Genomic DNA, 13,824 nt, shown 5'->3' on the forward strand with positions numbered 1-13,824 from the left:
GGAGCAAGTACCCGGGCAGCCCGGGACCGTGCCGCCGTGCGGATTTCCGGCCGTTGCGGACGGGCCGGGCGGCCCGCCGCCCGGATCAGCCCAACGCCGCGCGCAGGTCCCGCTCCAGCTCGGCGGGCTCATCGCTTTCGATACCGAGCAGCATCTCGCGGACCGCCTCGATCGCGCCACTGGAGAGACCGTTCAGAAAAGCGGTATCGGGGCTGCTCAGGGCACTGCGAATATCCTCGCCGCAGAGCGCCGCGGCGGTACCCGCGAGGATCGCGAGCGCGTGGGCGCCGCTGTCGCTGCATGCGGCGAAACCGTCCGGACTGTGTGCGACCTCTGCCAGCAGATCGGCGACCTGCTCGTCGGGCAGGGTCGGCGCGACCATGCGCTTGCCGTTGAACGTCCCGGTCTGCACCACCAGCCCGTCGACCAGTCCGCGTTCGGTCACCCGCTTCGGGACGGTCAGTTCGACGAGCACCGGCCGAGTTTCACCAGCTACCACTTCTCGATCGTAAGCGCAGGTCCGTTCCGGCCGACGCCCACCCACGACCTCGCGCCGGGACGAGTACGGCAGCCGGTGGCGTCGATGCTCTTGCGCCGCCACCGACTATAACTTAGCTTAGGTTAACCTAATTATCGCTTGTGAAGTCGGGCTCGCCCGCAATGGAGGTACCGATGGCGCCGACCGCCCCCGCCCCGTCCACCGCCCCGTCCACCGCCGAACGAGTCCGCAGCGCCTGCGCACACGCCGAGCAGGCCGTGCTCGCCCTACCCGGCGCGGATCCCACCCCGGTGTCGGTGCACTTCCTGCGCCAGTGCGGGGACGTGGTGCTAGCGGTACCCAACGACAGCGCGGCCGTGTACGCCGCCGGCACCGCCATCGCGGGCGCACCTGCCGTCCTCGAACTCACCGATCACGCGCCGCTGCCCCTACGCGAACCAGTCCGTTCACTGGTCTGGTTACGTGGCTGGATCCGCGGCGTCCCCGCACGCGCCCAGCGCACCCTGGTCACCGCGGTCGCCGAGGAACATCCGCACCCCGGCCTCCTCGATATCGGCCACACCACCACCCTGCTGCGCCTGGTCCTGAACTCGGCCGTGGTGGCCGACTCCGCCGGCGCCGAATCGGTCTGCGTGGACGAGTTGCGCTCGGCCGCGCCCGACCCGTTCTGCGATATGGAGTCGGCGTGGCTGCAACACCTCGACGCCGATCACGCCGATGTGGTGGCCCAACTCGCCCGGCATCTGCCGGCGAAACTGCGCCACGGCCGCATCCACCCCCTCGCCATCGACCGCTACGGACTGACCCTGCGGATCGAGGGCATCGACGGCGACCACGACTTCCGGCTCCCGTTCGCGACCCCCGCAGAAAACGTCGAAGCTCTGGGACGCGCGGTCCGCACCCTGGCCGGCTGCCCGTTCCTCAACGGCCTGCGTCGCGGATAGCGAGCTACCCGGGATCGCTCCGTCCCGGCGGGCAGGTCCACACCGCGGCAGATGCACCCGGTTCCGGAACATCGATGCACGCCGGCGAGCGCACGCGACCATCGCCCGAATGTCGGCGACCGGCGGCGGGCCGTGAACCTGCCGATCGACCCGGGCACGTTCGCCCGACCCGTCCGCTACGCGCTCCGACAGTCGAACCCGGAAATCGATATCCGCTCCGATTCCGGGCAACAGAGCGAAGGAGCACACCGACCGACCTCGCGCAGTACCCGCTCGTACTCAGCGACCAGCGAGCAGAAGCGATGTCGGAAACCCACCGGACCGGCCACAGCACACCCGGGACCACCTCCTCGGCCTGCACACGATCGCCTTCGGTCCTCCACTCCGATGGTCCACATCCATCGTCGGGCCCGCCCGGAGCCGGAACAACGAAGCGGTGACCCGAGGCCATGAAGACCCCGACCGCCTCACCGAGGCTGAGCCAACCACAAAGGCAGCGCCTACCCCAGTCCTGGAGCAACAGAACGAAGGAACACAGCAACCGGAATCGAGCACCCGAGCCACCCGAGCCGGACCCGCCACGACGCCGAACGCGAGGCCCACCACAAAGGCGGGGCCCGCCCCGGTTCTGGAGCGACGGAGCGGGGGAGCGAAGCGGAGGAGCGCAGGAGTGAAGAACCGGGGTCACGAGGGCCCCGCCAGCCCCGCCGCAGGCGGGGCAGATAAACACAGCCGGGGTCACGAGGGGCCGCCGAAGGCGGGGCAATATACACAGCATGCGTGAGAGCAGCTCGGTCGACGATCGGACCCGGGAGCAGCGGTGGATCCGGTTGGAAATCCTGGTCGTCCTCGGTGTGACCTTCGGTCTGAGCGGTATGAATGCGGCCCTGTCGCTATTGGAGAGTGCGCTGGCGCCCGGCGGGGTCGGCGAGCAGACAGTCGCGCTCAACTCTTCGCGTGCCGCCCAGTCCCTCATCGATCTACTGTTCCAGCTGCTCGGTGTGCTGCGGCTCGCCGCGTGGGCGGGGCTGGCGCTCTATCTGCTGTGGCGCAGCGGTATCGGTCCGCGCGCGATCGGCCTGGCCCGGGCCCGGTTCCGACCCGACGGGCTGCACGGTCTGGCGCTGGCCGCGGTGATCGGGTTGCCGGGGCTCGGGTTGTATCTCATCGCCCAGGCACTCGGCGTGAATGTGACAATCGTGCCCGATGCACTCAGTGACCACTGGTGGCGCATTCCCGCCCTCGTGCTGTCGGCCTGTGCGAATTCGGCGGCCGAGGAGATCGTGGTGGTGGCATTTCTGCTGACACGGTTGCGCGCACTGGGTTGGTCGGACAATTCCGCGCTGGCCGCGTCGGCTCTGTTGCGGGGAAGCTATCACCTGTATCAGGGCTTGGGCGGCGGGCTCGGCAATGTGGTGATGGGGTTGGTGTTCGGCCGGTATTGGCAGCGCACCGGGCGGCTGTGGCCGCTGATCGTCGCGCACGCTGTGATCGATATCGTGGCCTATCTCGGATATGGGCTACTACACGGCCGGGTGTCCTGGCTGCCCTAGCGGGGTAAGCACCCTATACCGGTGCGAGCCTGCTCACCTGCGGTCGAGCGGCCGCAACTCGGTGATAACAGAGCAGGCCCCGATCGATAAGTAGAGTCTGATGATGATGAACGGCGACGACCCACGTATGCGCCGGGTGCCGCCGCACAGCGGGGGGCCCGGACGATCCGGCGCACGCCGTCCCCCACCTCCGCCGCAGCAGGGCGGCCGTCCACCGGTCGAACCTCCGCAGGTCATGCGCCGTAACCCCGGCCCGGGGCAGCCCGGGCGGCCCACCGAGCGGTACGAACCGCCGCGCGCCTGGTCGCAGCCGCCGCAGGGCCGGAACGCTCCGCCCGTCCGCCCGCCCGGTCGCGGCGGGAAACCGCTTCCGCCCACCCAGGCCCCGACCCGGCGTCCGGCGCCGCTACGCGAAGGCGAGTACGCCCCCACCCAGCGTCCTGTCCCGTTCGACGGTGGCGGCCGCCGCCGACCGCCGCCCACGGGGAACCCGCCGGGGCGCCGTCCCGCGGCTCCCCCGCCCCGGCGCCCCCGCCGCAAACGTCATATCGGCCGATGGCTTCTCGTGATCCTGCTGGCCTTGGTGATCCTGCTGGTGTATGCGGTCGTGAAGCTCGACGGCTCACTCACCCGGATCGATGCGCTCGCCGACTACGAGGACAGGGTCGGTAATACCGCCGGCACAAACTGGCTGCTGGTCGGATCGGACAGCCGGGCCGGGCTCTCCGACGAGCAGACAAGCGGTCTGGCCACCGGCGGTGAAGTGGGTGACCCGCGGACCGACACGATCATCCTGGTGCACATCCCACCGTCGGGGCGTACCACCCTGGTGAGTCTGCCGCGGGATTCCTATGTCGATATCCCGGGCTACGGCCAGGACAAATTGAACGCCGCCTTCGCGTTCGGCGGCGCCCCACTGCTCATCCAGACGGTGGAGACCGCGACCGGCCTGCGCATCGACCATTACGGCGAGATCGGTTTCGCCGGTTTCGCCGGCGTCGTCGACGCGCTGGGCGGAATCGATGTATGCGTACCGCAGGCCATCGACGACCCCCTGGCCGGTATCAACCTCCCGGCCGGCTGTCAGGAGCTGAACGGCCCGCAGGCCCTCGGTTTCGTACGAAGCCGCGCCACCGCCCTGGCCGATATCGACCGGATGAACAACCAGCGCCTGTTCCTCTCGGCCCTGCTCGAAAAAGCGACCAGTGCCGGCACGCTCGCCAACCCGTTCGCCCTGTGGCCGATGCTCAGCGATACCGCTGGTTCGCTGACCGTCGACAAGGGCGACCATATCTGGGATCTGGCCCGCCTGGCCTGGGCGCTACGCGGCGACACCCTCGCCACCACGGTTCCGGTGGGTGGTTTCACCGATACCGACAGCGGAAACGTCCTGCTGTGGGCCGACCCCGATGCCGACCGTTTCTTCGAGGCCCTGGCCAACGGTGATCCGATCCCGGCAGACCTCACCGGGGAATGAGCTGTGTCTTTTGGCGCCGCCTGCGGCGGCGCGGGTCGAGGCCCCCTCGGTCCCGTCGTTCAGCCCTCGAGACTCGAGCCTTCGGCTCATGCGCTTTCGAGGGCTGAACGGCGAGACGGGCCTCAACCCTTCGAGGTGTCTCGTAAGACAGTGAGGATGGGTGTGGCCCCGCAGCGCTGGTGTCCTGACCCGTCGTAAGACAGTGCGCCGGCGTACGGGCTACATCGCAATCGTGCTGATTCCGAGGGGCCGGAGTACGAATCTAAGGGCCTGCCCCATGGATGCGCCCCACCTTTGGCCTCCGGAGCGATATGGCGAGGGAACCCTGCGGCCGGGCACGAGCGGATTTATTCCACAGGTGGGCAACACACGAGCCAGCGAGGTCGCTCGATCCGCGTCGGCTCGACGAGTCACCCTTGTCCACGTCTCCCGACTCCCGACTCCCGACTCCTACTGATGGTCCACACCGCCGTCGGGGCCCGCCCCGGTTCTGGAGCGACGAAGCGAAGGAGCGATGCGACTGAGCGTAGGAGTGAAGAACCGGGGTCACGAGGGCCCCGACCCCGCGGCGCCGGAGGCGACGCAGAAAATACAGTAACGTCGATCACATGCACGACAGCGATCTGGCTCAGCCCTTCATCGCCCAGCTGCGCGCGCAGGTCCGGCACGGACTCACCGCCTCGCAGCAGTATCTGGCCGCCGCGGTGTACTTCGATATTCAACGGTTACCGCAATTGGCCGGTCATTGTTATCTGCGGTCGGAACAGCATCGCGGGCATGCGTTGCGAATTGTGCAGTATCTGATCGATCGGGATCTGGATATCACCATCGGAGGCCTGGAGGAAGTCCGGCAGACTTTCGAATCACCGCGTACGGCAATAGCTTTCCTGCTGGCCAGGGAGGAGACGCTGACCGATCAGGTGACCGAACTCGCGCGGTTGGCCCGGGAATGGAGTGATCCGCTCGGGGAGCAATTCGTGAGCTGGCTGCTCGAATGCCAGCAGCAGGATGTGGCCGGTATGTCCACCCTGTTGGCGGTGGTGGATCGTTCGGCCGGAAACCTGTTCGACGTCGAGGAGTTCGTGGCCCGGGAACTGCGTTCGGCGGTACCCGAAGTGAACCACTCCGTCCCGAAAATGGCTGGAACGGGCCGCAATCGATAAGGCAACACTATCCTCTATTCGATAAGGCAACACTATCCTCATTAAGGATGCACTTGCATGACAGCGCCACTTTTCGGCGTTAATGTCAAGGCATGTCCAATCATCCGGAGAGCCCTCGCAGCAAATTCCACGGATTGCTGCACGATCAAATTCGGCACGAGTTCAATGCCGAGCACCAGTACATCGCCATCGCGGTGTGGTACGACAATGCGGATCTGCCGCGTCTCGCGAAGCTCTTCTACTCGCAGGCCGTGGAGGAACGTAACCACGCGATGATGATCGTCCAGTACTTCCTGGATCGGGACATCAGTGTCGATATCTCCGGCATCGATGCGGCGAAGTCGCAGTTCGAGAATGCCCGGGAGCCGATCGCCATGGCTCTCGATCAGGAGAAGACGGTCACCGATCAGATCGTCCAGCTCGCCAGCACCGCCCGCGAAGAGGGCGACTATCTGGGCGAGCAGTTCATGCAGTGGTTCCTCAAGGAGCAGGTGGAGGAAGTCGCGAAGATGACGACTCTGCTGACCGTCGCCGACCGCGCGGGGTCGAACCTGTTCGATCTCGAAGAGTTCATCGCCCGGGAGATCAGCACCGACCCGACGAAGGTTTCGGGTGCGCCGTCGGCCGCCGGAGGCAGTGTCTGAGAGGTAACGGCCCGCGTCTGTCCGCCGATGAGTTCCGTGAGCACGGAACCGGGCGGGACGACGGCGGCCCCGGGTGATGATTGATTGGAGCATCGGCCGTCCCGGCCCACTGCGCCGAGGTCGGGCGGCCGATGCTCCGTTACGTCAGCCGGCGCCGGGTCGTTGTGTCGGCTGACGTGTGTGTCGCCGGGGGGTTCCAGAAACGGCGACCTCTGAAACCTAGCCGAGATCGCCGTCGGAAAAAAGAGTTTTTCTAAAAATATTCCGGTTTATTCAGCGGAGCGTGACCTGCCGTGACCGGAGACCGTCCCGAGAGCGCCGCTGCTCCGGCGTCAACGGAGTGTCCACCGCCAGCGCTTCGGCCAGCCTGGTCCCGAACTCCGCTGCCGGAGAACGCCATTCGCTGACATGCCGTTCCGGGTCGAGATCGAACACCGGGACGAGCAACCCGTGCGTGCGGAAGGAACCCGCGAAACGCGATCCCTCACCGAGATTCAGCCCGCCGGCGGCGTGTAGCCGAGCCAGCGCCAGCATCAGATCGTCTTCGGACTCCGGGCGGACCCAGCGCAGATGCGCCTTGTCTCCGGCATCGACCCACCACGCGGCCCCGATGGCGTCCGGTCCGAGGTCCAGCCGATCCGACGGCATGATCGCCTGCTTCGCCTGTTCGATGGTCGCCGCGATCTGCGGATCCGGCTGCACCCCTTCGGGAACCCACCAATCGAAATCCTGGTGCACGGTCAACTCGAGCGGTGCGTCGGCCGCCAGGACATCGGTCAGCGTGGGGCTGCCGGGCGCGGCGTGCGCCACGGCCAGCGAATCACCCGGCTCGGCCGATTGGGTCCACAGGATGGACGCGGCGATATCCGCGGCCGGATCCGCGCTCGGCGCCTGCACCTGCACACCGACGTATCCGGTGGGCGAATCCCCGGCCCGCACCAACGCGGAAACGGCGCCGGGCAGAACGGTTGCCAGCACCACGGTCCGCTCGGCGGCCACGCCGTCGGCCAGCTTCAGTTCGACGGTCGCCGACGGCACGAACTCGCGCAGCGCGACCAGATCGCATTCGGCCGCCAGGCCCTGGAAGGGCCGGGCGACGGCATGCTCGGCCTCCTGCAACGCCGCCCGGCGTTCGGCCAGACGCTGAGCCCGGTTGCCGCCGGGTTTCGGACTATTGCGTTTGCTCTTACCCACGGCTGGTCAAACTACACGGCACCGCACCGGATCAGCCGCAGGCCACACGTTTCAGCTGTTGGCCAGCACGGCTTTCGCGCGGCCCGGATGGTTGGTAGCCACCCAGCTGACGCCGAGATCCGCGCACAGCTGCATATCGTCGGGTTCGTCGACCGTCCAGCAGTATGTCGCCCGGCCGGCGGCCGCCGCCTTGTCGACCAGATCGGGATGGTCGCGCAGCGTTTTCACCGAGGGGCCGACCGCTGTCGCTCCGACCGTCGTGGCCGCGCTGCCACCCAGATAGCGCGACGACTCACCCAGCAGCACCGTGGGCAGCAGGGGCGCGGCACGACGGATCCGCCAGACCGCGGTGGCGGCGAACGACATCACCACGGCGCGGGAATGGGCCGCCGACGCCGGTGTGGCGATCCCGAAGCGCTGCAACTCGGCCAGCACCTTGCTCTCCACCAGGGAGCCGTATCGAACGGGATGTTTGGTCTCGATGAACAGTTTCGTCGGCCGGCTGCGCCAGTCGAGTACGAGGCCGATCAGCTCGCTCAGGGTGAGGACACCTGACCCGGCGCCGTCGCCGAAGTCGAGATCCTTCAACTCGGCCAGCGTCAGCTCGCTGACCAGGCCGCTACCGGACGAGGTCCGATCCACGGTCCGGTCGTGGACACACACCAGATGGCCGTCCCGGGTGAGGCGGACATCGCACTCCACGCCGTCGGCGCCCTCTTCCAGGGCTAGTTCGTACGCCGCCAGGGTGTGTTCGGGACGCGCCGCCGACGCACCCCGGTGCGCGACCACGAACGGCGCGCGGCCGCCCTGGACCGATTGGTCACTGCCCTCGCTCACTTGGCCACAACCTCCTGTGGGGCTCGATCGGCGCCGTCGGGGGAATCGGCGCTGTCGGCGTCCGCCGCGGTGCTCACCGTAGCGGTCGGCCCGGGGTGCACCGGTTCGATCAACGGCGTCGCCGGGTCGACGGCGATCACCCAGCGCCGAGCCAGCCGGCTGCGTCCGCGCAGGTCCCGGCCCTCGATCGTGCGCACGACCCAGAGGGTCAGCACCGCGACAGCGGCCGCCACGGCATCGGCGAATGCGGTGAAGAGCACACCGTCGGCCTTCGCCTGCAGCGACTCCGCGGTCCGCCAGTACAACGCCGCCACGGTGACCAGTCCGCCGAACACCCAGGCCGCCCACCAGATGCGCACCGCGGTACGAGCCCGGGGGTCGGTACGTCCGGAAACCACCTCGGTGAGGAACACCCCCGGCCAGATCAGATTGACCACCGGAATCAGGCATCCCAGCGCGAGCATGCGCGGCGAGCGGGGGTCGCTGCGATCGGCCGCCGCGAAAACCACCCGGCGTGCTTCGATGAGCCACCCGAGCGTCGCGACAGCGGCAACGAGCGCCATGATCAGCGCGAACAGCGCCGCGGTGTTCACCAGAGCGTCGGAGAACCACAGCAGCGGCGGTTCGATGAGACGGGTGCGGTTGCGCAACAGGATCAGGTAGCGGCCGGTCTCGGCGAGCGCGGCCACTCCGAACAGAACGGCGGTGGCGAAGAGGGCGGAGTGGGTCCAGCGGGTGAGTGTGCTCAGCGGGCGGGCCCGGTGCCGCTCCGATTCGCTGTCCGGCACGGGCCTGTCCTGCAGGCCCCAGCGCGGGATCTCCGAGTACTTGGGGGTCCCGGCGTCGCGGCGCCCGTTCTGCGAGCCGCCGGAGCGCTCGGGCCGGCCGGGCCGACGCGCGACCCAGCGGTAGTTACGGCGTTCGGGCGGGGCGTCGATCGGCCCCGGCGAGAGCAGTACGCCGCGGCAACGCGGGCACCAGTGCATCGGCGGACCCTGCACCGCCCAGCGTGTACCGCAGCGGGCACATGGCTGCACCACCGTACTCACCGCGCACCTCGCTTTTCGTCAGTAGATCTTGGCGGGTTCGTCACCCTCGGCGGCCAGTGGACGGCCGGTCTGTTGCCAGGCCACCATCCCGCCCACCACGTTCACCGCTTCGTATCCGACGTTCGCGAGGAACCGCACGGCCTCGAACGAACGTCCGCCCTGCCTGCACACCACATAGAGGTCGGCGTCCGGGTCCAGTTCGCCGTAGCGGGCGGGCACATCGGCGAGCGGAATATGTACAGCGCCGGGTGCGTGGCCGAGCTGCCATTCGTCGTCTTCGCGCACATCGAGCAGGACGGCGGCAGCCGCCTCCCCGGGCGGATGGTCGAATTCAGTGGGTACGGCCTCGACCGGTACCGACGGGACTCCGAAGCTCGTCACCTCATTGATCCTGCCATAACCACCTCGGCGGCTGCCCGGCTCTCGTGGGACCGGGCGCTCGGCCGGGAACTCCCGCCCCGGACCCCACGGACTCGCCGCTACCGACACCGACACGCCCGACGATGCGGCAGATTCGCCGAGTGGAATCCGCGCGCGTCGACCCCCTCCGCCACACCGGCGATATCGGCGATTTTTCATGAGTTATACGCATAACCCACCACGTAATCTGCTGGTATCAGCTATCATTCAGCGCACCAGCAGGTCGGACGCTCACCCGCATGCGGGCTGACCTGCGGTAATGGGTAACCGTACGACCGATCCGGTACTCCCCTCCAAAAATCCCGGAGCGGCCGTCCGGCCACTCGATCGGGTCACGCGCCGTTGCGTGACCCGATATCGAATTGGACGCGGCACCCACCGAATCGGTTCCGCCGGAACCGGAAATCGGCAAAATCCGCTGATCCGGCCACTGACCTCGGTAATCTGGCGCCATGACATCGACCAGGGGGTTACTCGACGGATTGGACGCGACCGGCCTCGACAGGGCACTGTCGGAGGCCGGTTGTCTGGGATTGGAAGTCGATTCCGAGGCCAAGAGCCTGGAGCTCGAACTAGAGATACTGAGCCTTCCGGAGCAAATATCCGGCATATCGGAAAACGGACAGGAGGCCGGCAGTAGTTGCCGACGGGTGCGGCTGATCTTCCAGGGGGTCACCCGGATTGCCGCATCGTTGCGCATACAGCGCTGGGACGATCTGGAACCGCGGATCCTGCCGCTGGACCTGCCGGGGCTCCCCGCCGCGGTCGCGAGTTTCGGCGGTAGCCACCTGCACGGCTGGGAATTCGTCGACCTGGACGACAGCAGCTGGGCGCTGTGGAGCGAACTGCTCAGTTTCGATACCGCCATCGACACCAGGATCGCCCGGCACGTGCTGGAATTCTCCCAAGAGGAGGGCATCGACCCCCGGGAGCTCGATATCCGGGTGTGGTTCGACACGGTCACCGCGCAGACCACCGGCGGAAAACCCATCCCACTGCCGGAGCTGGTCTCCGGGTCCCAACGCTGGTGGGACGCACACGACAAGGGCGACCCCCGGGCCACCCACCCCGGTATCGCGCCACCGCTGTAGCTGTCCGCACCGGAACTGTCCGGTGGTGTCCGTCGAGGTGTCGGCCGGATACCACCGCGGCAGCGACCGGATAACGGTTGGCGGGGGTGAGCGGCCGGGGAAAGAGGTCGAAATCGACCGTCCTCCCGGTCAGAGCCCGATCCCGGTGGCCCCGGTAGCGGGTGCCGAGGGGATCTCGGATGGTCGGTTACGGACCGATGTGGAATGGTGGGGCGTCGGGGCGAGTTGGACCGATCGGGTGTACGAATGGTCGGGAGCATCCCGCACAGGACGCACTCGACCCGACAAGGAAGGGACATTCGTGGCTGAGTACACGCTGCCAGATCTGGACTACGACTACGGCGCCCTGGAGCCGCATATCTCCGGGCAGATCAACGAGATTCATCACTCGAAGCACCACGCCACCTACGTGGCCGGGGTGAACACCGCGGTGGAGAAGCTCGAAGCGGCACGCGAAGCCGGTGATCACGGCGCCATCTTCTTGAACGAGAAGAACCTCGCCTTCCACCTCGGTGGCCATGTCAACCACTCCATCTGGTGGAAGAACCTCTCCCCCAACGGCGGCGACAAGCCGACCGGCGAACTGGCCGCCGCCATCGACGATCAGTTCGGCTCCTTCGACAAGTTCCGGGCGCAGTTCACCGCTGCCGCCAACGGCTTGCAGGGTTCGGGCTGGGCGGTGCTCGGTTACGACACCCTGGGCCAGAAGCTGTTGACCTTCCAGCTGTACGACCAGCAGGCGAATGTGCCGCTCGGCATCATTCCGCTGCTGCAGGTCGATATGTGGGAGCACGCCTTCTACCTGCAGTACAAGAACGTCAAGGCCGACTATGTGAAGGCCTTCTGGAACGTGGTCAACTGGGCCGACGTCCAGGAGCGTTTCGCCAAGGCGACCAGCCAGGCGAAGGGCCTCATCTTCGGCTGAGCGCCGACTGCGCGATCGCCTATCGCGACGGACCCGCGGACCTCGTGTCCGCGGGTTTTTCGTCTCTTCTGCCCGAATTGGCACTCTCTGGTACTTGTGTGCCAGATGACTTGTGCGCGATCCTCGTCTTTCACAGAGTTCGAGGACGGGCAAAGCCGCCCCCGGTAAAGCACGGGAGGCATCATGCGCAGCAACAGTCCGATCGGCGTCACACCGTTCCACGCCGGTGGCACGCTGCGCGGGTTCGTCATCTCCGGGCGCTGGCCCGACACCACCAAGGAATGGACGCAGCTCCTGGTGCTGGCCGTGCGGGTGGCATCCATGCCCGGGCTGCTGACCACCTCCACCGTCTTCGGGGTCCGCGAGGAACTGCCCGACCAGCCGGAACCGGATACGGTCGGCCTGGTGATCGCCGAAGGCCCGGTTCTCGGCGAGGACGGCGTCCGGCCCGGCCGCTTCGCCGAGCACATCCCACCGGCCCTGTTCATGCTCCATCCCCCCGCGGAGACCAATCCCTCGCTACCGGAGTGCACCGGCGCCGCCTCCGGGTGCATCCTGCTACCGGGGATCCCGCATCTCGGACTCGAACACCGCGCGGCCTGGGCCGAGGCGGAGGCCGACGGTACCGTCACCTCGCTGGTCAGCCGGGTCGGTCTCGATCCGATCAGCGACCCGGACACTGCCGTACTGGCCATGCTGCTGGCCGCCTGAGACCTGCGCCCGGCCGCGACCCGCCCGGGCCGGCGACCTCGAGCAGCGAATTCTCGCACTCGCCCATGCCCGGCGACGGGTGCCGAGCGGTCGGCATTTCCCGGTCTCTCCGGCTGGAATCACCGAACCGCGCGATGCACGGCGACCGGCGCGAGGCCGTCCGAAGGCATTGCGAAAACCGGCCTGTATCGGGAGGTTTCCGGCGCCCCCATCGTTTGCCGAGCAGATGCCAACAGTTCGTTCCGGTCCACCCCGAAAGCGTTTCGAGGGTAGCCTTAATCTTATGGTCGCTGGCCCAAACTCGCTGTCTTGAAACGTTTTTCGGAACACACTTATTGCTGGCACCGGCCCGGCTGCGGTAAGGTTGCCAGCAGCGAAGGGGAGTAGCCCCCAATCACGCGGTCGACATACTGACTCACCGTTCATCGGTGGGTCCGGTCGCGTGAACCGGTCCTTCCGGTGGGCGAGACCTTCGGCCGAACAGCAGTTTCGTTGTCGGCCGGAGGCGAATCCGTATCCGGCCGCAGGATCGGGAGCACTCGTCAGATGATCGCCACCGTCGGGCTCGCCATCGGCATCGTTTTCTTGGCCGAACTCGGTGACAAGTCCCAACTCATGGCCCTCACCTTCGCCCTGCGCTACCGCTGGTGGGTGGTGCTGGGTGGGATCGCGACCGCCACGGCCGCGGTCCATGTCATCTCGGTCGCGATCGGCCACTTCCTGGGCTCGGCCCTGCCGACCACCGCCATCGCCGCGGTAGCAGCTCTGACCTTCCTCGCGGTGGGTCTGTGGACACTGCGCGAACTGGTCACCGACGGGGCCGATGAGGACGCGGAACCCGCGCCGTCGCGCTTCGCCACCACCGCGCCCTTCTTCGTCGTACTCTCCGCGTTCCTCCTGGCCGAACTCGGCGATCGCACCATGTTCGCCACCGCCGCGCTGGCCACCGACAACAACTGGGCAGCGGTCTGGCTCGGTTCGACGATCGGAATGGTCGCCGCCGACGCCCTGGCGATCGGCGCGGGCATCCTGGTGGGCAAGCACCTGCCCGAACGCGCCATCGGCTTCGGATCCGGATTGCTGTTCCTGTTCATCGGCGCGCTCACCGGTATCGATACCGCGTTCCCGGCCCTCGGACTCGCCGGCGCGGCCGGTATCGCACTCCTGGTACCTGCTGTGGCGGCTCTCACACTCTGGCTGCTGCGGACCCGCCGCACCACGGCGAATCGGCCCCCGACCGGGGCCGCTGCCACCGAGATTCCGGAGCCGCGAAGCGAGGGCCTTCGCTGAGTACGATTTCGCTGTCGAGCGCAAGGG

Annotated in this window: 14 protein-coding genes; 9 read left to right on the top strand and 5 right to left on the bottom strand. The window is 67.5% G+C overall.

What is annotated here, in order from left to right:
- Positions 1-85: 85 nt before the first annotated feature.
- Positions 86-499 carry a hypothetical protein gene (locus tag ACWCPQ_RS11905; RefSeq protein ID WP_449897460.1) on the bottom strand — a complete coding sequence of 138 codons (414 nt, stop codon included), beginning with the start codon at positions 497-499 and terminating at the stop codon, positions 86-88.
- A gap of 173 nt (positions 500-672) precedes the next feature.
- Here ACWCPQ_RS11905 and ACWCPQ_RS11910 point away from each other — a divergent pair, with 173 nt between their 5' ends.
- The 5 genes from ACWCPQ_RS11910 to ACWCPQ_RS11930 all read left to right on the top strand — a co-directional run bounded on the left by ACWCPQ_RS11910 (position 673) and on the right by ACWCPQ_RS11930 (position 6,280).
- A complete protein-coding gene (locus tag ACWCPQ_RS11910; protein ID WP_449897463.1) occupies positions 673-1,443 on the top strand; it encodes a DUF2470 domain-containing protein in 771 nt (256 codons plus the stop codon).
- Positions 1,444-2,219: 776 nt separating this feature from the next.
- Positions 2,220-2,996 (top strand): CPBP family intramembrane glutamic endopeptidase, encoded by a 777-nt coding sequence (locus ACWCPQ_RS11915; RefSeq protein WP_449897466.1) that lies wholly within the window; start codon positions 2,220-2,222, stop codon positions 2,994-2,996.
- A 106-nt stretch (positions 2,997-3,102) separates the two neighbouring features.
- Positions 3,103-4,473 (top strand): LCP family glycopolymer transferase, encoded by a 1,371-nt coding sequence (locus ACWCPQ_RS11920; protein WP_449897867.1) that lies wholly within the window; start codon positions 3,103-3,105, stop codon positions 4,471-4,473.
- A gap of 608 nt (positions 4,474-5,081) precedes the next feature.
- Positions 5,082-5,636, top strand: a complete 555-nt coding sequence (locus tag ACWCPQ_RS11925; RefSeq protein ID WP_449897469.1) for a ferritin — start codon at positions 5,082-5,084, stop codon at positions 5,634-5,636.
- A gap of 92 nt (positions 5,637-5,728) precedes the next feature.
- Positions 5,729-6,280: a ferritin gene (locus ACWCPQ_RS11930; protein ID WP_449897471.1), complete on the top strand. Its 552-nt coding sequence runs from the start codon at positions 5,729-5,731 to the stop codon at positions 6,278-6,280.
- 273 nt (positions 6,281-6,553) lie between these two features.
- On the opposite strand, the gene ACWCPQ_RS11935 is transcribed toward ACWCPQ_RS11930, so the two are convergent.
- The 4 genes from ACWCPQ_RS11935 to ACWCPQ_RS11950 form a co-directional block, all read right to left on the bottom strand.
- The gene (locus ACWCPQ_RS11935) at positions 6,554-7,474 is read right to left on the bottom strand and encodes a DUF5926 family protein (RefSeq protein ID WP_449897473.1); all 921 of its coding nucleotides are present in this window, start codon (positions 7,472-7,474) and stop codon (positions 6,554-6,556) included.
- Positions 7,475-7,525: 51 nt separating this feature from the next.
- Positions 7,526-8,311, bottom strand: a complete 786-nt coding sequence (locus tag ACWCPQ_RS11940; RefSeq protein ID WP_449897475.1) for a glycerophosphodiester phosphodiesterase — start codon at positions 8,309-8,311, stop codon at positions 7,526-7,528.
- Complete coding sequence (locus ACWCPQ_RS11945; protein WP_449897478.1) at positions 8,308-9,297, bottom strand: DUF4328 domain-containing protein; 990 nt, start codon at positions 9,295-9,297, stop codon at positions 8,308-8,310. The genes ACWCPQ_RS11940 and ACWCPQ_RS11945 overlap by 4 nt, the downstream gene beginning before the upstream one ends.
- 81 nt (positions 9,298-9,378) lie before the next feature.
- Positions 9,379-9,741, bottom strand: a complete 363-nt coding sequence (locus ACWCPQ_RS11950; RefSeq protein WP_449897480.1) for a rhodanese-like domain-containing protein — start codon at positions 9,739-9,741, stop codon at positions 9,379-9,381.
- Between the two features lie 491 nt (positions 9,742-10,232).
- Here ACWCPQ_RS11950 and ACWCPQ_RS11955 point away from each other — a divergent pair, with 491 nt between their 5' ends.
- The 4 genes from ACWCPQ_RS11955 to ACWCPQ_RS11970 all read left to right on the top strand — a co-directional run bounded on the left by ACWCPQ_RS11955 (position 10,233) and on the right by ACWCPQ_RS11970 (position 13,797).
- The gene (locus tag ACWCPQ_RS11955) at positions 10,233-10,871 is read left to right on the top strand and encodes a hypothetical protein (protein WP_449897482.1); all 639 of its coding nucleotides are present in this window, start codon (positions 10,233-10,235) and stop codon (positions 10,869-10,871) included.
- Positions 10,872-11,172: 301 nt separating this feature from the next.
- A complete protein-coding gene (locus ACWCPQ_RS11960) occupies positions 11,173-11,796 on the top strand; it encodes a superoxide dismutase (protein ID WP_449897483.1) in 624 nt (207 codons plus the stop codon).
- Positions 11,797-11,979: 183 nt separating this feature from the next.
- Positions 11,980-12,507, top strand: coding sequence for a peptidase (locus ACWCPQ_RS11965; protein ID WP_327148925.1), 528 nt, complete (start codon positions 11,980-11,982; stop codon positions 12,505-12,507).
- Positions 12,508-13,053: 546 nt separating this feature from the next.
- Positions 13,054-13,797, top strand: a complete 744-nt coding sequence (locus ACWCPQ_RS11970; protein ID WP_449897486.1) for a TMEM165/GDT1 family protein — start codon at positions 13,054-13,056, stop codon at positions 13,795-13,797.
- Positions 13,798-13,824 lie beyond the last annotated feature (27 nt).

Source organism: Nocardia sp. NPDC001965 (assembly GCF_053594175.1).